This window comes from Flavobacterium sp. ALJ2 (genome assembly GCF_015594725.1).
GTDB lineage: Bacteria > Bacteroidota > Bacteroidia > Flavobacteriales > Flavobacteriaceae > Flavobacterium.
In genome coordinates this window covers 47837-71810 of sequence record NZ_JADNRC010000012.1, presented here as the reverse complement: position 1 = coordinate 71810, position 23974 = coordinate 47837, and the positions used below count along the sequence as shown (strand labels likewise).

Annotated in this window: 21 protein-coding genes; 17 read left to right on the top strand and 4 right to left on the bottom strand. The window is 31.5% G+C overall.

Annotated elements, in window-relative coordinates:
- The first annotated feature begins 172 nt into the window (after positions 1–172).
- The 13 genes from IUY40_RS14375 (at position 173) to IUY40_RS14315 (ending at position 15189) form a co-directional block, all read left to right on the top strand.
- Positions 173–1894 (top strand): helix-turn-helix domain-containing protein, encoded by a 1722-nt coding sequence (locus IUY40_RS14375; protein ID WP_195737561.1) that lies wholly within the window; start codon positions 173–175, stop codon positions 1892–1894.
- 145 nt (positions 1895–2039) lie between these two features.
- Positions 2040–2207: a hypothetical protein gene (locus tag IUY40_RS14370; protein ID WP_195737560.1), complete on the top strand. Its 168-nt coding sequence runs from the start codon at positions 2040–2042 to the stop codon at positions 2205–2207.
- Between the two features lie 204 nt (positions 2208–2411).
- Complete coding sequence (locus IUY40_RS14365; protein WP_195737559.1) at positions 2412–4580, top strand: prolyl oligopeptidase family serine peptidase; 2169 nt, start codon at positions 2412–2414, stop codon at positions 4578–4580.
- An 18-nt stretch (positions 4581–4598) separates the two neighbouring features.
- Positions 4599–6800: a lantibiotic dehydratase family protein gene (locus tag IUY40_RS14360; RefSeq protein ID WP_195737558.1), complete on the top strand. Its 2202-nt coding sequence runs from the start codon at positions 4599–4601 to the stop codon at positions 6798–6800.
- A gap of 2 nt (positions 6801–6802) precedes the next feature.
- Positions 6803–7669, top strand: a complete 867-nt coding sequence (locus IUY40_RS14355; protein WP_195737557.1) for a thiopeptide-type bacteriocin biosynthesis protein — start codon at positions 6803–6805, stop codon at positions 7667–7669.
- Positions 7670–7733: 64 nt separating this feature from the next.
- Complete coding sequence (locus tag IUY40_RS14350) at positions 7734–8177, top strand: GNAT family N-acetyltransferase (protein ID WP_195737556.1); 444 nt, start codon at positions 7734–7736, stop codon at positions 8175–8177.
- A gap of 100 nt (positions 8178–8277) precedes the next feature.
- A complete protein-coding gene (locus IUY40_RS14345; RefSeq protein WP_195737555.1) occupies positions 8278–9738 on the top strand; it encodes an oligosaccharide flippase family protein in 1461 nt (486 codons plus the stop codon).
- A 38-nt stretch (positions 9739–9776) separates the two neighbouring features.
- Positions 9777–10211, top strand: a complete 435-nt coding sequence (gene dut / locus IUY40_RS14340) for a dUTP diphosphatase (protein ID WP_195737554.1) — start codon at positions 9777–9779, stop codon at positions 10209–10211.
- Positions 10212–10300: 89 nt separating this feature from the next.
- The gene (locus IUY40_RS14335; RefSeq protein ID WP_129540395.1) at positions 10301–10663 is read left to right on the top strand and encodes a four helix bundle protein; all 363 of its coding nucleotides are present in this window, start codon (positions 10301–10303) and stop codon (positions 10661–10663) included.
- Positions 10664–10716: 53 nt separating this feature from the next.
- Positions 10717–11733: a sugar phosphate nucleotidyltransferase gene (locus IUY40_RS14330; RefSeq protein ID WP_195737553.1), complete on the top strand. Its 1017-nt coding sequence runs from the start codon at positions 10717–10719 to the stop codon at positions 11731–11733.
- Positions 11734–11782: 49 nt separating this feature from the next.
- Positions 11783–13132, top strand: coding sequence for a tetratricopeptide repeat protein (locus IUY40_RS14325; protein WP_195737552.1), 1350 nt, complete (start codon positions 11783–11785; stop codon positions 13130–13132).
- A 6-nt stretch (positions 13133–13138) separates the two neighbouring features.
- Positions 13139–13918, top strand: coding sequence for a DUF4292 domain-containing protein (locus IUY40_RS14320; RefSeq protein ID WP_195737551.1), 780 nt, complete (start codon positions 13139–13141; stop codon positions 13916–13918).
- A 23-nt stretch (positions 13919–13941) separates the two neighbouring features.
- The gene (locus tag IUY40_RS14315) at positions 13942–15189 is read left to right on the top strand and encodes a peptidoglycan DD-metalloendopeptidase family protein (RefSeq protein WP_195737550.1); all 1248 of its coding nucleotides are present in this window, start codon (positions 13942–13944) and stop codon (positions 15187–15189) included.
- A gap of 45 nt (positions 15190–15234) precedes the next feature.
- On the opposite strand, the gene IUY40_RS14310 is transcribed toward IUY40_RS14315, so the two are convergent.
- Positions 15235–15654 (bottom strand): CBS domain-containing protein, encoded by a 420-nt coding sequence (locus IUY40_RS14310; RefSeq protein WP_195737549.1) that lies wholly within the window; start codon positions 15652–15654, stop codon positions 15235–15237.
- A gap of 232 nt (positions 15655–15886) precedes the next feature.
- Between IUY40_RS14310 and rbfA the strand changes: the two genes are divergently transcribed.
- From rbfA to IUY40_RS14290, 4 genes are all read left to right on the top strand, one after another.
- On the top strand, positions 15887–16279 hold the full coding sequence (rbfA, locus tag IUY40_RS14305) for a 30S ribosome-binding factor RbfA (RefSeq protein WP_195737548.1): 393 nt from the start codon (positions 15887–15889) through the stop codon (positions 16277–16279).
- Between the two features lies 1 nt (position 16280).
- A complete protein-coding gene (locus IUY40_RS14300) occupies positions 16281–17480 on the top strand; it encodes an FtsX-like permease family protein (protein WP_195737547.1) in 1200 nt (399 codons plus the stop codon).
- A 175-nt stretch (positions 17481–17655) separates the two neighbouring features.
- Positions 17656–19083: an MATE family efflux transporter gene (locus IUY40_RS14295; protein ID WP_195737546.1), complete on the top strand. Its 1428-nt coding sequence runs from the start codon at positions 17656–17658 to the stop codon at positions 19081–19083.
- 70 nt (positions 19084–19153) lie between these two features.
- On the top strand, positions 19154–19759 hold the full coding sequence (locus IUY40_RS14290) for an N-acetylmuramoyl-L-alanine amidase (protein ID WP_195737545.1): 606 nt from the start codon (positions 19154–19156) through the stop codon (positions 19757–19759).
- Between the two features lie 115 nt (positions 19760–19874).
- Here IUY40_RS14290 and dusB read toward each other — a convergent pair whose 3' ends face one another.
- From dusB to IUY40_RS14275, 3 genes are all read right to left on the bottom strand, one after another.
- A complete protein-coding gene (gene dusB / locus IUY40_RS14285; RefSeq protein WP_195737544.1) occupies positions 19875–20867 on the bottom strand; it encodes a tRNA dihydrouridine synthase DusB in 993 nt (330 codons plus the stop codon).
- A gap of 146 nt (positions 20868–21013) precedes the next feature.
- The gene (locus IUY40_RS14280) at positions 21014–22300 is read right to left on the bottom strand and encodes an AMP-binding protein (protein ID WP_195737543.1); all 1287 of its coding nucleotides are present in this window, start codon (positions 22298–22300) and stop codon (positions 21014–21016) included.
- Positions 22300–23967 (bottom strand): C45 family peptidase, encoded by a 1668-nt coding sequence (locus tag IUY40_RS14275; RefSeq protein WP_195737542.1) that lies wholly within the window; start codon positions 23965–23967, stop codon positions 22300–22302. The genes IUY40_RS14280 and IUY40_RS14275 overlap by 1 nt, the downstream gene beginning before the upstream one ends.
- Between the last annotated feature and the right edge of the window lie 7 nt (positions 23968–23974).

Below are 23974 nucleotides of genomic sequence, written 5' to 3'. Positions count from 1 at the left end.
GCAAATGGTCGTTATCGGGATTCCCGAATCCCGATATTGTTTTCGGGAATTTCGGGCTAAAAACAAGTGTAAGCACCTGGTAGTAAGCACGTTGAGTTAGATGCGTTAAATTTAGTTTTTATTAGCTATATCGTACAAGTTTATTGTTTCTTTGTAAGAAAACGAAATAGTAATGAAGTGCTTTGTTAAAAAAAGAATGGTTTTATTGTTTTTACTGCCAATAATTGTACTGGGGCAAACTCAAAAAAAGGACTATACAAAACTTTCGTATGATGAATTACATCAGTTATATTTTGCCAACGAAAAAGATAAAAAAGTACAAAAGGAATGTGCGCAAGCTTATTTGGCGAAGGCTAATAGAGAGAATATTTCTATCCAAAAAGCCAAGGCAAATTACCAATTTGCACTTTTGTACTATAAAACAGATACTAATAAAGCCATTATGTATCTGGATAGTGTAATTAAATATTCACAAAATACGGGTCATAAATTTTTTCCTGCTGCGGCTTATTGCGAAAAAGCGGATTTACTTAAAAAACAATTTAAGTTTAAAGAAGCTTTGATTAATTACAATTTGGCGGAAAAAATAGCACGTAAAACTAATATCGATTACTATTATATAGTGAGGGAATATATTGGCACAACTAAATCAGAAGATTTGGGAGATTTTAATGAAGCATTAGATATTTATAAAGAATGTTATCGGTATTATAAAAGTAAAGATTTAAGAAATCCGAAGCTTTCTAGGGATTATCAAAGTGTTATTTTTGGGTTAGCAGATTGCTATAAATCGTTAAAAAATAGGGATTCAACTACTTTCTATAATAAATTGGGGTTCAGAGAGTCTCAAATAACAAAAAATGAAGAATATCAATTTTTATTTGTTTTAAATGAGGGAGCAAACCAAATAGAAGGAAAGAATTATAAAGTAGGTTTAGATAGTATTAATAAAGCATTGCCCAAAATGATTGAATATAATAATGTTGGCAATGTATTAGCTGCTTATTTTTTTTTAGGGAAAGCCTTTGATGGTTTGGGTAAAAAAGAAATTGCTGCTAAAAATTTCATCAAAGTAGATTCTATCTATAAAGTAACAAAAGAAATAACCACAGAATTTATAGATGGGTACCCGTATTTGATTACCTATTATAAAAACTTAGGAGATAAAGAAAATCAATTGAAGTACATCACTACATATATGACGATAGATAGTACTCTACAGAAAAATTATAGAGAACTTAATAAGTTGGTACATAAGGAATATGACACTCCTCGATTAATCTCCGATAAAGAAAAACTTATTGCGTCTTTAAATAATGATAAAATAGTAACCTATTGGGGGTTGGGAGTGTTATTTTTAATAACTATTGGTGCGGGAAGTTTTGGAATGTATCAGTACCAGCTTAAAAAAAAATACCGTTCACGTTTTGAAAAAATAATAAACGATACGGCAGAAAAAGAAGGTACTGGAGTTGAAGAAAATAAAGAAAAGAAAACTCAAATAGCCACGACTAAAATTGAAGCTATTGGTATAGCTGAAGAATTGGTAAACCAAATCATAGAAAAGCTCGATGATTTTGAAGAAAGAAAAGGATATCTAGAATCGAATATTACGGTACAAATGTTATCAACGATATTTGAGACGAATACTAAATATGTTTCTAAAATAGTAAATGTGTACAAAGGAAAAACATTTACCCAATACATAAACGATTTAAGAGTTGAGTATGCAGTTGTACAATTACAAGAAAATAAGATGTTCAGAAAATATACAATTCAGGCACTTGCACTGGAGTTTGGTTTTAACAATGCAGAATCTTTCTCAACTGCTTTTTATAAAAAAACAGGTATCAAACCAGCATATTTTATTAAAGAATTAGGTGCTGAAATATAATAATAAAGGACTTAGTTTGAGATTCTCAAATGAATCTGGTAACTCGGAATTCCTGAATTCCGATATACATCAGGTGATTGTTTAGTAGTTTTATAAGAGAACCATTCTATATTTGTAAGTATAATAATAAGTAAAATTTACAGAGATGAAAACCAAAAGTGAAAAAAAAGGAATCAATAAATTTGATTTAGAAAGATTTAAAGTAGCAAAATTAAAAAATTTACATGTAATTAAAGGAGGTGGTGGAAATGGTTCAAAAGAAGAGACGGGTACTCTTGGTAAACTTAAAGATTCGTCAGAATATTGTAAATAGAATAAAGTCATTTATATACAACCAGTTTTTCTGAGATATAATATTTTGATTAGGGTAAATAATAACAAAAGATAAAAAAGTTCCTTTTTCGGAATTGTCCAAATCGGGTAAAGTATTAAATGTTTATGATGCGATGCAATTAGCAGAAAAAGTGAGTAAGAAGAAACGATAATAAAAAACATTATAACATTAAGTATAAATAAATTGAAAAAAATCATAACATTACTAGCCATTAGCTTTTCTGGAATTATATCTGCTCAATCTCCTGCATTGGCCCCATCATTTCCAGTAACCGATGTATATCATGGAATTGAAGTTGTTGACGAGTACAGAAATTTAGAAAATTTAGAAGCCCCTGCTGTTATGGATTGGATGAAAAACCAAACTATTTATACTGAAGCAACTTTAAAAAGTATATCTAAAAGAAATGAATTCTTAAATCGAATGCTAAACATAGATAAGAAAACGGAATTTTTTTATGGTGCCATAAATACAACTATAGATGGCACTAATTTTTATACTAAAACGCGTAATGACGAAACCTATCGAAAATTATACTGTAAAAAAGGACTTAATGGTAAGGAACAATTACTTTTTGACCCCAAGGATTTTAAACCAGAGAATAATAAAAAATATTTAATAAGTTATTATAAACCTGCCAAAGACGGTTCTAAAGTAGCTATTGCAATTACCGAAGGAGGAAAAGAAATTGCAGAAATTATAATTTATGATGTAGTAAAAAATAAAATGCTACCAGAAATTATTACCAATACTTGGCCAAGTGGAATAGGAGGAATAAGTTGGTTGCCTGATAACTCAGGAATTGTTTATGTTCATATTCCTAATATTGACATAAAGTCTAATGATTTCATCATGAATACACAATCTGTTGTTTATAAAATAGGAAGTAACCGGAATACTATAAAAGACATTTTTTCGATAGCAAATAATCCTGAAATAAAATTAAATAAGGAAGATTTTCCTATTGTAAGAATTCCTCAAAAATTTAGTAATTATATATTTGGACGAGTTGGTGGGGTTACTAACTATGATGATTATTATTATGCAAATGTGAATGATGTTTACAATGATAAAGTGATTTGGAAATCTTTTTTTAAAAAAGAAGAAAAAGTAAAAAATTTTATAATTGATGGAAATGATGTGATTTTTATTTCAGAAAAAAACAATAAAAGTCAGCTATGCAAAACATCCCTTGATTGTCCAAATTTCTCAACCCCTGAAGTTGCTGTTCAACAAATAAAAGATGAAATAATAGATGATGTTGTAAAAACAAAAGATGGATTTTTCTTTACAACAGTAAAAAATGGAGTGGTTGCCAATTTTTATTTTTATAACGGACGGAATTATAAGAAAATAGTTTTACCAACACCTTCTGGTAAAATTTACATGCAAACAATAAGTGAAAATGTATCGGATATTTGGATTTCTTGTTCAGGATGGACTCAAAATAGAAAAAGATATAAGTACGATATTAAAACGGATACATTAAAACCGGAAGATTATCGTGAACAGCCAGATTATTTCGAATATGAAGATATAGTGGTAGAAGAAATAGAAATAAAAGCACATGACGGCTTAGATTTACCACTAACCATTATTCACAAAAAGGGATTGGATAAAAATGGTAAAAATAGAGTAATCATGGATGGATATGGTGCGTATGGCAGTTCAAACGATGCTTATTTTAATCCATATAGCCTATTATGGGTTTTAGATGGAGGTATTTTGGTGCATACGCATGTACGAGGTGGTGGAGAAAAAGGAGATGCATGGCATAAAGGCGGTTTTAAGAAAACAAAACCAAACACATGGAAAGATTTTATTTCGAGTGCAGAGTTTTTAATCAAGGAAAAATATACCTCTCCCGAATATTTGGGGGTAGAAGGAGCAAGTGCTGGTGGTATCTTGGTAGGGAGAGCGATTACAGAAAGACCAGATTTATTTAAAGCTACAATTATTGAGGTAGGATCGATAAATGCAGTTCGTGCTGAAATTGCACCCAACGGACCAAATAATACAAAAGAATTTGGAACTGTTGAAAATGAAGAAGAGTTTAAAGCATTGCTAGAAATGGATGCATTTCATCATATAAAGAAAGGAATAAAATATCCTGCGACTTTGATAACTGCGGGTATGAATGATCCACGTGTAATTGCTTGGCTTCCTGCGAAGTTTGCGGCTAAACTTCAAGCGAATAATTCAGGCGATAACCCTATATTTTTAAATGTAGGTATGGAAAATGGTCATGGTGGAGATGTGACTTATGACAAGTTGTATAATAAACTTGCCGATTCTTATGCCTTTTTTTATTGGCAACTAGGTCATCCCGATTATAAGGTAAAGAAGAAATAATGCATTTATATCGAAATAATGAACACCTATAAAGTTCAATGTTTTTCCCAATACATTTTAAGAACGCCTTTATTTCCTTTATCTTTTTATTTACAATTAGTTGAAAATTATTCTCAGGAAAAAGTATTAGAAACGTTTGAAAATCCTTTGGTTCGGGAGGCAATTTATATTGCTTCTCCCGAATTGGTATCTGCTTTAGATAAATGGAAAAAAGATGCTTCTAGTTTATCAGATAAAAAAGAAAGCGGTTTAGAGATTGCTTTGCTAAAATATATTGCCAGAATGGCTGCACGCTGTACTCCTTTTGGGTTGTTTGCAGGTTGTACTACAGGAAAAATAGATTCAGAAACAAATAGTATTCTTAAATCGCCTGCTAGTTTTACTCGTTTTACGCAATTTGACAGGCAGTTTTGGTTAGGAATGTTACAAGAATTTGGGAAACGAAAAGAAATTAGAAATCATCTTATATATTATCCTAATACTTCAGTTTATGCTCTTGGCGATTTCTATCGTTATGTAGAATATAAATATGTAAAAACGAAGAGGGAACATAGTATTTCGGCACTAAGAAAAACAGCACTTTTAGAAATGGTATTGCTTCATGCAAAACAAGGAATGACTGTTGATGAAATGGTATTAGTTCTTATTGATGATTCTTCCGAAAAAGAAGGGGCATTGGGTTTTATTTATCAATTAATCGATTTTCAGTTTCTTGTAAGTGAAATAGATGGAACACTTACGGGTAAAGAGGAGTGGGATAGTGTATTTACTATTTTTAATACCATTCCCGAATTACAAGAGGAGTATAAACAACTGCAAATTATTAAAAAGAAGCTCTTACAATTAGATAAAAGTCTAATTCCTTCTGAAGACAGTTATACAGAAATAAAGAGGGTAATTCAAAAAATAGATTTGCCTTATGATGAAAAACATCTTTTTCAAACCGATTTAAATACAACTACAGATGTAAATGTATTAAGCGAAAAGATTCCAAAAAAGGTACTACAAGCGATTCGGTTTTTAAATGGAATTCAAAGCAAAAAAGAATTTATAAATCAGACTCATTTTATAAAAGCATTTACTCAAAGATATGAATCCAGAGAAATGCCTTTAACGACAGTTTTGGATACAGAAACTGGTATTGGCTATCTTCAGCATTCTGAAATGAACGATGTGCATGAAATACTAGAACGGTTTACTTTTCAAAATTCAACATCCAAAACAGAAAATCAGTCTTGGAGTGCTTATGATTATATCATAGAGAAAAAGATACAAGCATGTATTTTGAATAAAGAGAAAAGTATTTTGCTTTCGGAACAAGATTTCCCTGATTTTGATGCCAGTTGGGGTAAAGCTCCGGCTACGTTTTCGGTAATGATTGAACTTTTTAAAAATGAAGTAATTAGTATTGAATCTTCTGGCAATGTTAGTGCTGCAAAATTATTAGGGCGTTTTTGTATTGGCAACAGTGGTATTCATAATTTGACAAAAGAAATTATTGAAAAAGAAAGAGTCAATCATCCGGATAAAATTTTGGCAGAAGTGGTACATATTCCAGAATCAAGAACGGGGAATATATTACGAAGACCCGTTTTAAGAGAATATGAAATCGCCTATCTTTCTATTCCAGGTACTTCTGAAGAGAAAACAATCGATTTAAATGATTTGATGATTGCTGTAAAAGAAAACAAGATTTTTTTACGATCTAAAAAATACAATAAGGAAGTTATTCCTTGTTTATCTAATGCCCATGATTATTCTAATAAATCATTGCCTATTTATCATTTTTTATGTGATTTGCAATCACAGGATATAAAACCTATTTATAGTTTTAATTGGGGTGTTTTAGATTTACATTATAATTTCTTTCCAAGAGTACTATACAAAGATGTTATTCTTTCGAAAGCGAGATGGATGGTGAGTAAAAATGAAATAAATCAGTTTTTAAAAATAGATGCTAATAGAGTATTTGAAGCCTTTACGATTTGGAAAAACGAGAGGGATATACCTCGATTTGTAAATTGGGTCAAATTTGATAATACACTTTTACTTGATTTAGAAAAAGAAATAGGTATTCAAATGTTTTTAAAATCAGTTCAAAACTATCCTAAAATTATATTAGAAGAGTTTTTGTTTTCCGGTGATTCTATTGTTAAAGACGTCAATGGAGAAGGATTTACCAACCAATTTATTTTATCATTCTATAAAGAACAAACATAAAAATGAAAAGAGATTTTTGTTTAGGGAGTGAATGGTTGTATTATAAAATATATACAGGAGTTAAAACGGCAGATATTGTTTTAATAGAAAAATTATATCCTATTATTTTTCTATTAAAGGAGAGAAATTTAATAAGCGAATGGTTTTTTATACGATATAAAGATTCAGATGAACATTTAAGAATTCGTTTCTTGATCGATTCGCCAAATAAATTAGCTCAGATAATAGCACTATTTTATCCTGTTTTGAATCAATTACTTGAGCAAAATAGTATTTGGAAAGTACAAACAGATACTTATAAAAGAGAAATAGAAAGATACGGACAGAACACAATGATTGATTCTGAATTTATTTTCTGGCACGATAGTGAAATGGTCTTAAAATATTTGATCTTAAAATCGGAGTTTGTAACTAACGAAATGCAATTGTTTTTTAGTTTCTGTGCGATTGATAATTTTTTAAATTCATTTCATTTATCAAATGCAAATAAATTAAAGCTAATGGATGAGTTACAATTATCCTTTAAAGAAGAGTTTAAAGCAGATAAGACTCTTAAAAAAGAAATGGATAAACAGTATCGAGAGTTGTTTCCTGAAATAAATCGATTTCTGTCTGGTAAAACTAAAAATGATTATCCTGAAGTATTTGAATTAATACAAGAAAAACAAACCCAAATAGACAAAGTGACTTTACGAATCAAAGAAAATTTACAAATTTCTTTATCCAGTTTTTTAATGAGTCACATACATATGATGGTAAATAGGCAATATACATCAAAACAAAGAATGTATGAACTACTCATTTACGATCATTTATATCGGTATTATAAAACAATAGCCCATCAACAATCAGCCCCAATTGAGTTCTGAATAGAACAACCTTAAGTATTAATCGGTTTTTTTGATTAATTTTGGGTTCTATTTTTATAGTATTATGCAATTTATAATCAAAGAACTTACTACAATTGCCGAAATGGTTGCTCAAATTGATACCATGCAGTATTTATATCCTAATTTGGGTTTGGATAAATACGAACAATATCTTTCGGAAATGGTTCCTCATAATTATACTCAAATTGCTGTTTTTGAAAACGATGTTTGTTTAGGAATTACGGGTTGCTGGTCTTCTACAAAATTGTGGTCGGGAAAATATCTTGAGATTGATAATTTTGTTGTGCATCCTGATCATCGTTCAAAAGGAATTGGGAAATTATTGACAGATTATATTGAGAAAAAAGCACTTGATTTGGGATGTTCTAATATTGTTTTAGATGCATTTACAGCTAACTTTGCAGCCCATCGGTTCTATTATAATCAAGGATATGGCCCAAAGGGGTTTCATTTTGTGAAAATCTTAGATGAAAATAAGTTGACTTAATATAAAATTATCATAACATTTTCTTATTGAATCAACAAAAACGATATTAAACCAAAGAATTGGTTATTTTTGTTTTATAAATTTTATCACTACAATTATTTTGGGATTATATAAAAATCTTTTTAAACAGACAGCTATTTACGGGCTTGCAACTGTACTGCCACGAATGCTTAGTTTTTTATTAGTACGACTCTACACGGGTATTTTGCCAACTGCCGAATACGGAGAAGTTTCTATTGTGCTGTCGTGGATGGTTTTCTTTAATGTAGTTCTTTCTTACGGAATGGAAACAGCCTTTTTTAGATTTTATAATTCTGAACCGGATAAGAAAAATGTAATAGCAACTTCTACAATTTCTATATTTTGGTCCTCAATTATTTTTCTTTTTGCGGCATTAATTTTTAGAAACACACTCGCAACACTTGCTGAAGTCGATGTACAGTTTGTTACCTATTCTGTTTGGATTTTAGTTTTGGATGCATTGGTTTTAGTACCATTTTCTAAACTTCGTGCCAATCAGCGTCCAATGGTTTATGCAGCAATAAAAATCGGAAATGTAATAGTGAATCTTGTTCTGAATATTTTCTTCTTGATTTACTTACCGACTCTTGCAGCAGAAAATCCTAACTCAGTTTGGGATAATTTATATGTTGAAAATTTCCAAATAGCTTATATTTTTATTGCGAACCTGCTTGCGAGTTTAGCAACTTTTATAGTATTATCTCCAAATTATCTTTCGCTTGGACGAAAATTTGACCCAGTACTCTGGAAAAAAATGATGAAGTACGGGTTGCCAATTTTGGTAGCAGGACTTGCTTTTGCAGTTAATGAGCATTTTGACAAAATATTATTGGGTTATTTATTACCAGAAAATATTGCAAAGTCAGAGGTTGGAGCTTATTCCGCCTGTTACAAATTGGGATTGTTTATGGTGTTGTTTGCCACAGCATTTAGATTAGGAATAGAGCCTTTCTTTTTTAGTCATGCCAAAAATGAAAATGCACCTCAAACGTATGCCGTAATTACAAAGTATTTTGTGATTCTAGGATCTTTGATTTTGTTGGGGGTAATTGTTTTTGCGGATATTTTAAAATTACTTCTATTAGAAAACAAAGCATATTGGGAAGCGATGAAAGTGGTTCCATTAATCATTCTGGCTAACTTTTTCTTAGGCATTTACAATAATTTGTCGGTTTGGTATAAGCTAACTGATAAAACTAGAATCGGCGCTTATATATCGATAGTTGGAGCAATATTGACTTTAGTTCTAAACTATCTATTGATTCCAAAGTACAGTTACTACGGATCGGCAATTGCAACGATTTCAGCATACGGAAGCATGATGCTTATTTCCTATGTTTTAGGAAACAAGTATTATCCAATACCTTACGACATGAAAAAAATAGGATCCTATTTAGGGATTTCGATTGTATTCTCGATTATTTCTTTTTATGGATTCAGAGAAAACTACTTTGTGGGTATTCCTTTATTTCTTCTGTTTATTTATTTCGTTTACCATAATGAAAAGGATACGATAAAAGGAATACTTAGTAAAAAATAACAATTTTAAGATTTACAATTAGCTTTAAAAATATAAAAATGACGATTAATATTATCAACAAATCACAACACGCTTTACCTAACTACGAAACAATAGCTTCGGCAGGAATGGATTTACGTGCTAATTTATCAGAACCAATAACATTAAACCCATTAGAAAGAACAATCGTTAAAACGGGACTTTTTATTGAATTACCAATTGGTTACGAAGCACAAGTGCGACCAAGAAGTGGATTGGCGGCAAAGAAAGGAGTAACAGTATTAAACTCTCCTGGAACAGTTGATGCTGATTATAGAGGAGAGATAGGAGTAATTTTAGTAAATTTATCCAATGAAGCTTTTGTGATTGAAAATGGAGAAAGAATTGCGCAACTAATTATCGCGAAGCACGAAAGAGCCGAATGGGTTGAAGTTAGCGAACTTTCTGAAACCTCAAGAGGAGAAGGTGGTTTTGGTAGTACAGGAGTAAAGTAGTTATCAGTTGCAGTTTTTAGAATTCAAAATTCAAAATTCCAAGTTGAAAATTCCAAATTTTTTAATTTCAACTTTAAAATTTATAAGTTGTGAAAAAATTTGATTTACATGAAAGGCTAATTGATTTTGCAGTTCAAATTATAAAAATAACGGATAATTTAAAAGCAACAAAGGCAGGAAATCATCTGTCAGGTCAAATTGTACGTTCAGGAACTTCACCATCATTAAATTATAGTGAAGCTCAGAGTGCAGAATCTAGAAATGATTTTATTCATAAGATGTCTATTGTGTTAAAAGAACTTCGAGAGACTCATTCTTGTTTAAAAATCATTTTAAGAGCGGAGTTATATTCAAAAGAAGAATTAGATTTAAACGTCGCAATAAAAGAAAATGATGAGCTAATTTCAATATTTGTAAAAAGTTTGGAAACATCAAGAAATAAAAATAAGTAAAATAATAAGTTTGAATATTCAACTAGGAATATTCAATTTTGAAATTATAGAATATGAAAATAATCGTTCCAATGGCGGGTCGCGGGTCTAGATTAAGACCACATACTTTAACAATTCCTAAACCATTAATTCCTGTTGCAGGAAAATCAATTGTGCATCGATTGGTAGAGGATATAGCGAAAATACTTAAAGAACCCATTGAAGAGGTAGCATTTATATTAGGAGATGAAGCTTTTTTTGGCGAAGATGTTGTATCAAGCTTACAAGAATTAGCACAAAGTTTGGGTGCTAAAGCATCTATATATCGTCAAGATTTACCTTTGGGTACCGGACATGCAATTATGTGTGCCAAAGAATCTTTATCAGGACCAGCAGTAATTGCTTATGCAGATACTTTAATAAGAGCTGATTTTGAGTTAGATCCAGTAGCTGATGCAGTAATTTGGGTAAAACAAGTAGAGCGGCCAGAAGCGTTTGGAGTAGTTAAGTTAAATGCTAATAATGAAATCACAGAATTGGTCGAAAAACCAAAAGAGTTTGTAAGTGATCTGGCAGTTATTGGAATATACTACTTTAAGGAAATAGAGATTCTTAAAAATGAGCTACAAATAGTTTTAGATAATAACATTCAAAACGGTGGCGAATATCAAATTAATGATGGTATTAAAGCCATGATGGCCAACGGAAAAGTTTTTAAAACGGGTAGCGTTGACGAATGGATGGATTGTGGTAATAAAGATGTTACTGTTGAAACTAACTCTAGAATGTTAGGGTTTTTGCATAATGACGGAGAACATTTAGTAGATTATGATGTAAAATTAGAAAATGCTACAATTATTCCGCCCTGTTATATTGGTGAAAATGTAGTATTGAAAAATGCAACTGTAGGTCCAAATGTATCTTTAGGAAAAGGATGCCATGTAATTGATAGCACGATTAAAAATAGTTTGGTGCAAACCTATACTCAAATAAAAAACGCTAATTTAGATAATGCAATGATAGGTAACCACGTTAGTTATGATGGTAAGTTTACAAGTATTAGCATTGGTGATTATTCGGTTTTAGAATAAACAAGCAGTCTAATAGCGTTCGTTTTTACTTAAAACAGCAATAATAAAAATGAAAAAAAGAGTTTTAATAATTGTATTCATGGCATTGGTTGGAAATCAAGCTTCGATAATGGCTCAAACAGAGCCAGAAGATATTGCTATGGTCACCGATGAATTTCAGGACTCTTTTTATGAATCGTTATTACAAAAAGGCATCGAAAATTATGATAAAGCAATTACTGCTTTGCAAAAGTGTGAGAAGCTTCAGCCTAATGATGCAACAGTTTATTTTGAATTGGGTAAAAACTACCTGTCTTTAAAAGACTATAGAAATGCGCAAAGTTCGTTTGAAAAAGCGATCCAGTTAAATCCAAATAATAAATGGTTTTGGTTGGGCATTTATGATGTTTGTTATCAAACTAAGAATTATCCTTTGGCAATAGAAACAATTCAGAAAATTATTCCGTTTGATGAGGAGTATAAAGATGATTTGATTTCGTTGTATATGATTACAACTCAATTTGACAAAGCACTTTCCCTGATTAATGAAATGAATGAGAAGTTTGGAAAATCAGATGAAAGAGAATTATACAAGGCACAGATTTTGTCACAAGGAAAATATCAAAATGCTGAAATAGAAAGCCTTGTAGATCTGATTAAGAAAAACCCAAAAGAAGAGTCTAATTATATTGCTTTGATCACATTGTATGCAAAGAATAATGATGCTGATAAAGTGTTGGAGATTACGCAACAATTAGAAAAAGCGGTTCCAACATCAGAGTGGGCGCAAGTAAGTTCTTTTAAAAACTATTTAGATCAAAACCAACCAGAAAAAGCAATTCAGGCAATGAATGTTGTTTTAGCAAATTCTAAAATAGACTCAAAAATAAAACATCGAATCTTAAATGAGTTTTTAATTTTCGTAGGTAAGAATCCACAATTTGCACCAGATTTGGACAAAGCAATTATTTATTTTAAAAATGATGCAAATGTAGATGTCGCAAAAGAAATTGGAAAGTTTTATCACAGTAAAAATCAATTTAATCAGGCAGTTAAATATTATGAGTTGTCGGTAAATTCGGCTTCACAAGTAGATATCGAAACTAATTTGCTTTTGCTTCAATCCTATACCGAAACCAAGCAATACGAACCAATGGCTAAACGTTCGGTGGTAATGATAGAGACATTCCCAACACAGCCACAATTTTATTTTTATTCAGGTCTGGCTAATAATCAATTACAACAATTTAAAAAGGCAAAAGACGTTCTAGAAATGGGGCTCGATTATGTTGTAGATGATTTAACTTTAGAAGCAAATTTTAACATTCAGTTAGGAGAAGCTTATAATGGTTTAGGGGATATGAAGAAAAAAGAAGCGTATTTTGCGAAAGCAAATCAATTATTAAGACAAAAAAAGTAAATTCTGATGAAGAAATATATAATGATATTGTTGCTCATTTTTATCGTTTCGTGTAAATCAAAATCGGGTGTAGTACAAGGGAATGATAATAAAGAAGAGGTAAATCTTATTTCTGCGAATAAAATTATCGATGGACATTACAATAATAAATTACAGTTTTCGACTTTATATATTAAAGCCAGTGCCAAATATTCAGATGATAAACAAAGTCAGAATGTTACAGCAGAAATAAAAATTAAGAAAGACGAACAGATTTTGGTAAGTATTCGTTTTCTGGGTATTACAATGGCTAAGGCTCTAATTACGCCAGATTCAGTGAGCTATTATGAAAAAATAGGAGGCTCTTATTATGAAGGAGATTTTAGTAGTTTGAGTAAATGGTTAGGAACCGATTTAGATTTTAATAAAGTTCAAAACCTTCTATTAGGTGCTGCAATCGACGATTTAAAGAAAGGTAAATATACTGAAACGCTAATCGATAGAGTGTATCGATTGGATGAGGTTAAGGAGACAGATATTAAAAAAGCCTTTTTCTTTGAAGCCGATACATTTTTGTTAGAAAAAGAACAAATTTCACAAACGTCAAAGAATATTATGATGCAAATTGCATATGGTGATAATAAAACTTTTGATCAAGGAACACTCCCTAGAACCATTGCTATAGAAGCTATTCAGCCAAAAGGGAAAACAGAAATTAACTTAAATTACAACACAATTACTTTTAATGAAGAACTTTCTTTTCCTTATAGTGTTCCAAATGGATATAAAAAAATTATAATTAAGTAAGTTTGCAAAAATATATTTTAAAGATGCCAAAATTTCTCCTAAGCCTAATTTTTATTTGCACCACCTCATTGATGTGGGCACAAGATTCGCAACAAGAAAAACTGGAACAACGTAAAGCTCAGATTCAACAAGAAATTAGAGATAACGAGAAAATGTTACAATCTGTAAAGAAGAAGGAAAAATCTGCAGTGAATGTTTACATTGTTCAGTCTAACAAAATTAAGCTTAAAGAAAAGCTAATCAATACTACCGAAAAGCAAACGAAGCTTTTGAGTAATGATATGTATATCAATCAAACAAAAATTAATAAACTTAAGAAAGAGTTAGAGGTATTAAAAGCAGATTATGCCAAGATGATTCTTAAGTCTTATAAAAGTCGTTCTGAGCAAAGTAGAGCGATGTTTTTGTTGTCTTCAGAGAATTTTCTGCAAGCATATAAGCGTGCACAGTATATGAAACAATATACAAGTTTTAGAAAAAATCAAGGAGAAGAAATTCAGTCAAAATCAGTTCAATTAGCCGATTATAATGCAAAATTAGACAGTCAAAGACAAGTAAAGAAAAAAATAATTGCCGAAAACGAAAAGGAGCGTATTGCATTAGAAGCAGAAAAGAAAGAGCAACAAAAACTAGTTAACTCGATTAAAAAAGATAAAAACAAAATTATTGCTGATACCAAAAGTAAACAGCAGGAAGCAAAAAGAATCGACAGACAAATTGACCGCTTAATTCGTGAAGCTATTGCAGCTGCAAATCGCAAGACTGCCGCCGAAAAAGGAAAAGTAACTGGAACTAAATCGGTTGCTGCTGTATCGGATACAAAAATTGCATTAACTGCTGAAGCAAAAATACTTGCTGCTGACTTTAAAGCCAACAGAGGAAAATTACCTTGGCCAGTAGAGAAAGGGTTTGTTTCATTGGGATTTGGTGATCAGGCACATCCAATTTATAATACATTGGTAATTCATAATAGTGGTGTCGAAATTACAACTGAATCAGGTTCAAATGCAAGAGCTGTTTTCGAAGGGGTTGTATCGAGTGTTATGGTATTATCGCCAATAAATAAAGCAGTAATGATTCAGCATGGAGATTATTTTACAGTGTATCAAAACTTAAGTTCAGTATCTGTAAGTAAAGGAGAAAAAGTGAGCATCAAACAAAATATAGGTAAGATTAGAACTAGTGGGGAAACGGGAAAAACAACTATTAAGTTCTCAATACTTCAAAACACAACGTATAACAATCCGCAGAGTTGGTTGTATAATATGTAATAGAAAACGGGACGCTAAGTCCCGTTTTTTTATGTTGTACTTGATTTAATGATATTGTTCTAAAAAATATCTCACAACATCGGTTGTTGTAACAATACCTTTGAGTTCACCATTATTGACTACAGGTAAAGCATGAAATTCTTCTTTCACAAAAATTTCAGCCAAATCTCTAATTATTGTATCTGATGATACTGTAATGGGTTTTGATGTCATTACTTGAGTAATTGTAAGCATATCCAGAATAGTTTCATCGGCTTCTTCTTGTCCTTCAAATAAAGCACCAAAAGTTAATCGGTTTATATCCGTCCGGTTTATAATACCAATGACTTCTTTGCCCCGAATGATTGGAATGTGTCTAATGGTATTTTTTTTAAGTTTTTCGACTACTTCTCTTAAACCGTCATTATCATTTGCAGTTACTACAGTTTTAGTCATTATATGACTGATTGGTTCTCTCTTTTTCATAATAAATTGTGTTATTATTTCTTCATTAAAGAGATAGAATATTTCTGACAAAAAACATGATTTTATAATCAGCTTAGTAAAAAGAAGTAACGAGCGAATTATTATCTCAATTTTGGGTTTTTATAAAAAAAAGAGTACCGAAATTTGTGCTAAAGAAAATAAGAATATAAAAATGATCTTATTGTTCATTTGAAAATGTATCGATTGAAATTTAAAATAGTATTTTTGCATTATGGAAACAAATAGACAGAAAAAAATAGGCGGTGTCATCCAAAAGGATTTGGTTGATATTTTGCAAGGTGAAGTGAGAAAAAATGGAATTAGTAATTTGATAATTTCAGTATCCAAAGTTAGCGTAACTACAGATTTATCCGTGGCAACAGTATATTTAAGTATTTTTCCTCAGGAGAAAGCCAAAGAAACATTGGAAGGAATTAAGTCAAATTCGACTTTGATTAAACATGATTTATCTCAACGAGTACGTTTGCAATTACGTAAAGTACCCAATTTAGTGTTTTTTATAGATGACTCATTAGACTATATTGAGAAAATAGATAATGCTTTAGCGAATAGAGATAACCCAATAGAAAATCGTGATCTTTTAGAAAAAAGAAGAAAATCATAGCTTGAACTTCCCCCTTTACATAGCCAAAAGATATATTTTCAGCAAGAGTAAAAACAATGCTATCAATATTATAAATCGTATTGCCAGCCTTGGAATAATTGTTGGTACAATGGCTTTGTTTGTAGTTTTATCTGTTTTTAGCGGATTAAAAGTATTCAGTCTTTCTTTTACAAATGAAATAGACCCTGATTTAAAAATTGAGAGTACCTACGGAAAATCATTTATGGTTACACCAAATCAGGATACTCAAATTAAAAAGATCGATGGTATTGCTTCGTATACTAAAATAATCGAAGAACGAGTTTTGTTTATTTTTAATGGAAAACAACAAGTAACTTACTTAAAAGGAGTTGATCGTAATTATCCAGTAGTAAATGATATTCAAAAAAAACTCTTTAACGGGCAATGGCTAAAACCAGATACATATCAGGTTGTTGTGGGTTATGGAATTTCGAAGAACTTTTCAATGGGAATATTAGATTTCGAAAATCCATTGCAGGTATTTGCACCCAAACCAGGAAAAGGGACAATTGAAAACCCAGAAGAAGCGTTTAGTAAAACGGATGTATTGCCAGTAGGAATATATTCAATAAGTGAGGATTTGGATTCTAAATATGTTTTTGCTGATTTAGGTTTAGTTCAGGAATTATTGGAGTATAAAGCCAATCAGATTTCTGGTATCGAATTTAAGTTAAAACCAAATGCAAACGAATCAAAAATTGATTCACAATTACAAACAATATTCAATAATAAAGTTACTACAAAAAACAGAGCACAACTTAATGCGTCTTTGTATAAAATGCTTAATACTGAAAATATTGCAGTTTATTTAATATTTACGTTGGTAATTATTGTAGCCCTTTTTAATTTGATTGGGGCATTAATTATGATGATTTTGGATAAAAAAAGCAACTTGAAAACGCTTTTTAATTTAGGAACTGAAATTAAAGATTTGCGAAAAATATTTTTACTACAAGGAACTTTACTCAGTGTATTTGGAGGATTAATAGGTCTTGTACTGGGAGTTATTCTAGTTTTGTTGCAACAACAATATGAGCTTATAATGATTACTTCGACATTAGCTTTTCCTGTTGTTTTCACTCTTGAAAATGTATTTATTGTTTTAGGAACTATTTTTTCACTTGGATTTATAGCTTCATTAATAGCAAGTACACGTGTTAGTGTAAAATTGCTGGATTAGATTTTTTCTAAATTTAATAATAATTCTTATATTTATCGTCTTAAAAAACACACAACGTTATGATAGTTTCTGCCTAGTCCTATTTTTATTTTTCAAATAATTAGGATGTCTTCAAATTTTTTAAGTCCAGCCAGCATATGGTTTTGGACAATTTTATCATTTATCCTTAATTATCATGACAGAAACAACAATACAGAAAAGTGTATTTTCACGAATTTTTTCAACAATAAAACAAGCAATCAAAGGAGATGAATCTTTTGATTATACATCTGGCAGCATAAAAAAAGCAGTGATTCTTCTGGCTATTCCAATGGTATTGGAAATGCTTATGGAATCGGTTTTTGCATTAGTCGATTTATATTTTGTTGGCCACTTGGAGCATAGCAGCTTTGCTATTCAGGCAGTTGGACTAACAGAGTCGGTTATTACCATTGTTTACTCTATAGCAATCGGTATAAGTATGGCTGCAACAGCAGTTGTTGCTCGCCGTATAGGGGAGAAAGATCCAGTTGCCGCTGCAAAAGCAGGAATGCAAGCCATTATTATTGCTTTTGCAATTAATAGTGTAATTAGTGTTTTTGGTTTTATTTATGCCAAAGAGATCTTGTTACTCATGGGAGCTTCTGTAGAAGCTGCCGAATATGGTTATAGATTTACTCAAATTATGATAGGCGGAAGTTTATGTGTGATGCTTTTGTTTCTTATCAACGGTATTTTCCGTGGTGCAGGAAATGCGGCAATAGCCATGAAAAGTCTTTGGATTGCTAATATTTGTAATATCATTTTGTGCCCTGTTTTAATTAATGGATTTGGGCCAATTCCTGCTTTTGGATTAGTTGGTGCAGCAATAGCAACAACATCTGGTCGAAGTATCGGTGTATTATACCAATTGTATCACTTGTTTAATGGAAAAGGCGTTTTAAAGATTATTTCATCTTATTTTATTCCTGACTTTAAGCAAATCAAAGCTTTGGTTAAAATTGCAGCTCCAGGAGTATTGCAATTTGTTATTGCATCATGTAGTTGGATTTTTCTTGCGCAACTTGTTGCTACAACTGGTGGAGACCATGGTTCTGCAGGGTATCAAACCGCATTGCGTATCATGATGTTTTTCATTCTTCCTGCTTGGGGATTAAGTAATGCCGCAGCAACTTTGGTTGGTCAAAATTTAGGTGCCAAACAAATTGAGCGTGCCGAAAAATCGGTTTTTACAACGGCAAAATACAATGTTATTTTTATGGCAACAATTATGCTTATTACTTTCTTCTTTGCAAAATATATAGTTTCATTTTTCACCTATGATATTCTAATACAAAATATAGCTGTTGAAGCTTTACAGATTATGAGTTCTGGATATATTTTCTACGGAATCGGAATGGTATTAATAAATACCTTCAATGGGGCTGGAGATACCTGGACGCCTACATTGGTTAATTTTGTTGGATTCTGGTTGTTACAGATTCCATTAGCATATGTATTAGCGAAGCATTTTAAAATGGGACCAACTGGTGTTTTTATAGCTATTCCAGTTGCAGAAACGGCTATAACTTTGGCAAGTATAGTATTGTACAAAAAAGGTAAATGGAAACGTATTCAAGTATAAAGTATAATTTGTACAATATTTCTTAAATGTTCTCGTTGGAATAGACTAATCAAATCAAAACTAAATTAGTATGAAAACCAACATCAAAATTTCAGGAATTCTTAGTGCAGTAGTATTATTTTGTCTTTTTGCATTTAAGCCATTTGAAGAGAAAAAAATAATTGTAATTGATGCTGGTCACGGTGGTCATGATTTTGGAGCAGACATGCACGGTTTTCAGGAAAAAAATATTTCTGAAGCGATTGCAAAGAAAATCAAAGCATTTAATAAAGATAGTAATCTAGAAATTGTGCTGCTTCGTGATGGAGATCATTTTATGGGATTGAGCGAAAGAGTTTCAATAATAAATAATCATAATCCTGATTTGGTAATTTCATTGCATGTTAATGCTTCAAAAAATGTTCAGGTAAACGGAGTTGATGCCTATATTTCATCTAAAACTGAGTTTTATGAAAAATCGAAAGAAAGTGCGGAAAAAATTGTTAATGAAGTTTCTGGAGATAATCTTTTAAAAAGAAGAATAAGTGAAGCCCCTTTTTATGTGTTGAAAAATTCTAATTGTGCAGCAATAACATTACTGATGGGTTTTTTATCAAACAATAAGGATAGAGAATATCTTACCAGTGAAACGGGACAAAATGAAATTGCAACTAAAATTTTAGAAGCAGTAAAATAAACAATAATCATACAACATAAAAAAAGACCGTCTATTGATGGTCTTTTTTGATAATATATTTGAAAGAAAACATCTTTATTAAAGTTCAAAACTTTGTCAAAGATTAATCTATAGTTTAAACAAATTCATATCCAGAATATACATCCTGGATTTCGTTCATTACATTAAACAGTTCTTGAGGATCGTCTATTGTAACTAGTTTTTGTTTGTATTCTTTAAATGAATGTATCCCTTTAAAGTAATTGGTATAATGACGACGCATTTCTACAATTCCTAAGCGTTCACCTTTCCATTCCATCGACCACGTAAGGTGATTTCTTGCGGCTTCTACACGATCAGCAACAGTTGGTGCGGGTAAATGTTCGCCAGTTTCAAAAAAGTGCTTTATTTCGTTAAAAATCCAAGGATATCCAATTGCAGCACGACCAATCATAATACCGTCGACACCGTATTCATTTTTAAATTTCAATGCTTTTTCAGGGCTATCAATATCCCCATTTCCGAAGATAGGCATCGTAATTCTTGGGTTGTTTTTTACACGTGCAATATGTGACCAGTCTGAATGGCCTTTGTACATTTGAGCACGGGTTCTTGCATGAATCGTTAATGCTTGTACACCAATATCTTGTAGGCGTTCGGCAACTTCATCGATGTTTATCGAGTTATCATCCCAACCTAAGCGGGTTTTTACAGTAACAGGTAAATTAGTACTATCGATAACTGCTTTGGTTAAACGGACCATTAAATCAACGTCTTTTAGAACTCCTGCACCTGCACCTTTACAAACTACTTTTTTTACAGGACAACCAAAGTTGATATCGATTAAATCAGGATTTACAGTAGTAACAATTTTTGATGACATTGCCATCGCTTCTTCGTCTCCACCAAAAATCTGAATTCCAACAGGACGTTCGTAATCAAAAATATCCAACTTCATTCGGCTTTTAATAGCATCACGAATTAATCCTTCTGAAGAAATAAATTCCGAATACATTAAATCTGCTCCATGTGTTTTACACAATCTACGGAACGGTGGATCACTCACATCTTCCATAGGAGCGAGTAGTAAAGGAAATTCGGGTAATTCTATGTTGCCAATCTTGACCATCTTCATTATTTTTTGCAAAATTACAACTTTTAGTTTAATTTGTACCAAATTGAGGTTCAAAGGTTCATAGAAGCAAAGGTTCACAGGTTTTTGACTTCCAAATGTAAACCTTTGTAAATCTGAATCTTTGCCACTTTATACCTAAATTAGCGATTATCAAAAAACCGAATTGGTTTACGGCTCATTGGGTTAAAGACTAATGAATTTAATATTTCTCTTGAAGTAAATTCTATTTTTGGAGTTACTCTTAATTTGGCTCTAAAGTGATCTTTTATTGCATGCAATAATTCATCTGATTGCTGCTTTACAGCAATCTTAATCAGGATTTCGTCAGTTCCTAAATCATTGGTAGATATCTCGATGATGTGATTTTCGATAGCATCAAAATCACTTAAAACATCATTCATTGCAGGTGGGTAAAGGGTTGTTCCTTTGTATTTTATCATTTGCTTTTTGCGCCCGATAACTGGACCTACACGCAAAGTATTTCTTCCACAGGCACAAGGAGTGTCGTGTAACTGGACAATATCACCCGTTTTAAAACGTAATAAAGGCATGGCTTCGATTCCTAAAGTGGTAAAGGTAAGTTCACCAGCTTCGCCATTCTTTACTCGATTATTGTTTTCATCTAGAACTTCTACAATGATTAATTCAGGATGATGATGCCCTCCGTTCTCGTGCTCGCATTCGGTAAAAGCGGTGCTCATTTCGGTTGAAGCATAAGTAGAGAACAATTTAATATTCCATTTGTCAGTGATTTTTTTAGACAAAATATTCATTGAGAAATCTTGGTTTCTCAGGGATTCTCCAATGCAAATAGCCCCTTTTATGCTCGAATTATTATAATCGATATTATGGCTTTCGGCATATTCAATCAGTTTTAGTAAAAAGGAAGGAACCGTTATTAAGTAAGATGGATTGTATTTTAAGATAGAATCCCATTGTAATTCTGGTATTCCTGCACCAACGCGAATTACACCCACTTTTAGTTTTCGCAATCCCAAAAAGTAAGCTAATCCAGCCATAAACTTGCGATCAATTGTAGTCATAAGTTGTACAATATCACCTTCTTTAATTCCTGCACAATCAAAAGAAATAGCCTCATTATAAGCCAATCTGTCTAAATCGGCATCGGTTAAGCCAAAAGTTACAGGATCACCTAAAGTTCCCGAAGTGGTTGAGAAATCTATAATTTTATTTATGGGTACACATAGGAAATCATCATTATTGTTTTGAAGATCTTCTTTGGTGGTAACGGGTAAAAGCTGAAGATCTTCTAGAGTTTTAATAGCAGAAAGATCAATGTTTTTCTTTTCGAAAAGGGCTTTATAATAAGGTGAATTCTGACTTATGTAAACCAAAAGTTCCACTAATTTTTGTTCTTGAAATTTTTTAATTTCTTCTAAAGAACCTTTTTCTATTTCTGGAATCATTATAATTTTCTTTTAATTTTTTTTATATACTTTTCAACTTTCTGTTTTTCAGGAAGTGTTGTAATTTCTTTTGTTAATGCTTTTTCAAAGTAATTTTTCGCCAAAGCATATTCTTTTTTTTGATAAAAATACAATCCAACTTTATAATAAACGACCCAGTAATCAGGGTTTAAGGATTGATATTCTTGAATAAATTCCGCGGAAATGGTATCTCTTTCATTTAAGTAAGAATCTATTTTTTTATCTTTTATTCTGAATTTTTGATAATTTTTAAATTCGGCTGTAGCCAAAAAAGGATCTTTTTGAATATTTAATTTTGTTTCAGACAAAGATACAATTGTATCGGTTTGCTCTCGTTTTTTAAATATTTTATTCAAGTCATAACATACAAATTCTCCTAATTGATATGGATTCGCAGATACCCAAACTAACTTTTCTTTGGGTTTAAAAATGATGCCATGATGTGCCATTAATTGATTTAGAGATTTTTCGTTGCCATAACCCAATTTAGTATTTTCTAAGCCCTCTTTATTTCTAAGTATTTCTGCAGCCTTCTTTGGGTTTACTTTTGGAGTTTCTTCAAATAGTTCTACCATTCTATCGTAACGGTATTTTGAATGACTGTTGAGAATTTGTTTTTTATTTCGTTTGTCATCTTTTAAAACAGCACTTTGAAAATGATTGGAACAAATAAGCTGGTTGTTGTTTGAAACTTCATAAACCCCAAATTTGTGTGGAGAAACTTCTATTAAAACTGCTTTATTATCGTTGGCACTTCCTACCATTATTGATTCGGAAACAAAAACGGTTGTTTTTTTTGCAATAGCAATTGCTTCATCAATATTGGTTGCATATTGCAGAATTTGGCGGGTTAGAATAGATATTGGAGTTTTTGCGATTAGCGGAATTTTTGATTTTCCAGCGTTTATGGTTACTGTTAATCCTTCTTGATTCATTCCCGAAACTGCTCCAATCATCCCAGGCCAAGTTACCATCATAAACGGATGGCCTGTTTTTGGCTTTATAAAGGCTACTATTTTGTCTTTTGCAAAAGCATCATTTACATAAAAATCAAAATTTCGCCCTAGGATTAAATTTCCATTTTCTGATTTATCTCCCCAAGCTGCAAAAGAGGAACAACCCACTAATGCCAAATCTTGTAATGCATGGCCGATATCATGCGCTGCATGTAAATACAAACTACGCAAATACTGTGATGCGATTGCATCGTAATCATGAGATGTATATTGAGAAACGCCATAAATTTCGGTTTGATATTCTTCGGGAACATTGAGATATAATTTCCTGTTGTACCATTTTAAAAAGTTCCGAAGCATATTTTGCTTGAACTTTGAAGGCACTATATCTTGAATTTTAGAGAAAAATATGCGTTCCTGTTTTTTTAAGAGAGAGTCCGTTAAAGCTCCTGAATTAAGACCAATTTGATAGGCATCTCCTTCTATATAAAGTTCCCAAAGACCTTGCGGGTTTTTTAATAAGAAGTTGTTTCCTGATGAAAATACCGAATCAGATTGTTTTTTTATAATTGGAAGAACGGTATTATAATCTGTTATATTTGGCTTATGATGCATTGATTTTGAAGTGCCACATGAAAGAAACACTAACAAAAAACCGATTAGGAAGACAACCAGAATTCGTTTTTTCATAATCAAA

Bases quoted from the DNA above. Each gene is read 5' to 3' on its own strand.
- IUY40_RS14315 (WP_195737550.1), top strand. From the start codon at position 13,942: ATGCCAAAATTTCTCCTAAGCCTAATTTTTATTTGCACCACCTCATTG.
- IUY40_RS14360 (WP_195737558.1), top strand. From the start codon at position 4,599: ATGAACACCTATAAAGTTCAATGTTTTTCCCAATACATTTTAAGAACG.
- IUY40_RS14295 (WP_195737546.1), top strand. From the start codon at position 17,656: ATGACAGAAACAACAATACAGAAAAGTGTATTTTCACGAATTTTTTCA.
- IUY40_RS14330 (WP_195737553.1), top strand. From the start codon at position 10,717: ATGAAAATAATCGTTCCAATGGCGGGTCGCGGGTCTAGATTAAGACCA.
- IUY40_RS14355 (WP_195737557.1), top strand. From the start codon at position 6,803: ATGAAAAGAGATTTTTGTTTAGGGAGTGAATGGTTGTATTATAAAATA.
- IUY40_RS14370 (WP_195737560.1), top strand. From the start codon at position 2,040: ATGAAAACCAAAAGTGAAAAAAAAGGAATCAATAAATTTGATTTAGAA.
- IUY40_RS14280 (WP_195737543.1), bottom strand. From the start codon at position 22,300: ATGATTCCAGAAATAGAAAAAGGTTCTTTAGAAGAAATTAAAAAATTT.
- IUY40_RS14320 (WP_195737551.1), top strand. From the start codon at position 13,139: ATGAAGAAATATATAATGATATTGTTGCTCATTTTTATCGTTTCGTGT.
- dusB (WP_195737544.1), bottom strand. From the start codon at position 20,867: ATGGTCAAGATTGGCAACATAGAATTACCCGAATTTCCTTTACTACTC.
- rbfA (WP_195737548.1), top strand. From the start codon at position 15,887: ATGGAAACAAATAGACAGAAAAAAATAGGCGGTGTCATCCAAAAGGAT.
- IUY40_RS14310 (WP_195737549.1), bottom strand. From the start codon at position 15,654: ATGAAAAAGAGAGAACCAATCAGTCATATAATGACTAAAACTGTAGTA.
- dut (WP_195737554.1), top strand. From the start codon at position 9,777: ATGACGATTAATATTATCAACAAATCACAACACGCTTTACCTAACTAC.
- IUY40_RS14275 (WP_195737542.1), bottom strand. From the start codon at position 23,967: ATGAAAAAACGAATTCTGGTTGTCTTCCTAATCGGTTTTTTGTTAGTG.
- IUY40_RS14325 (WP_195737552.1), top strand. From the start codon at position 11,783: ATGAAAAAAAGAGTTTTAATAATTGTATTCATGGCATTGGTTGGAAAT.
- IUY40_RS14290 (WP_195737545.1), top strand. From the start codon at position 19,154: ATGAAAACCAACATCAAAATTTCAGGAATTCTTAGTGCAGTAGTATTA.
- IUY40_RS14375 (WP_195737561.1), top strand. From the start codon at position 173: ATGAAGTGCTTTGTTAAAAAAAGAATGGTTTTATTGTTTTTACTGCCA.
- IUY40_RS14350 (WP_195737556.1), top strand. From the start codon at position 7,734: ATGCAATTTATAATCAAAGAACTTACTACAATTGCCGAAATGGTTGCT.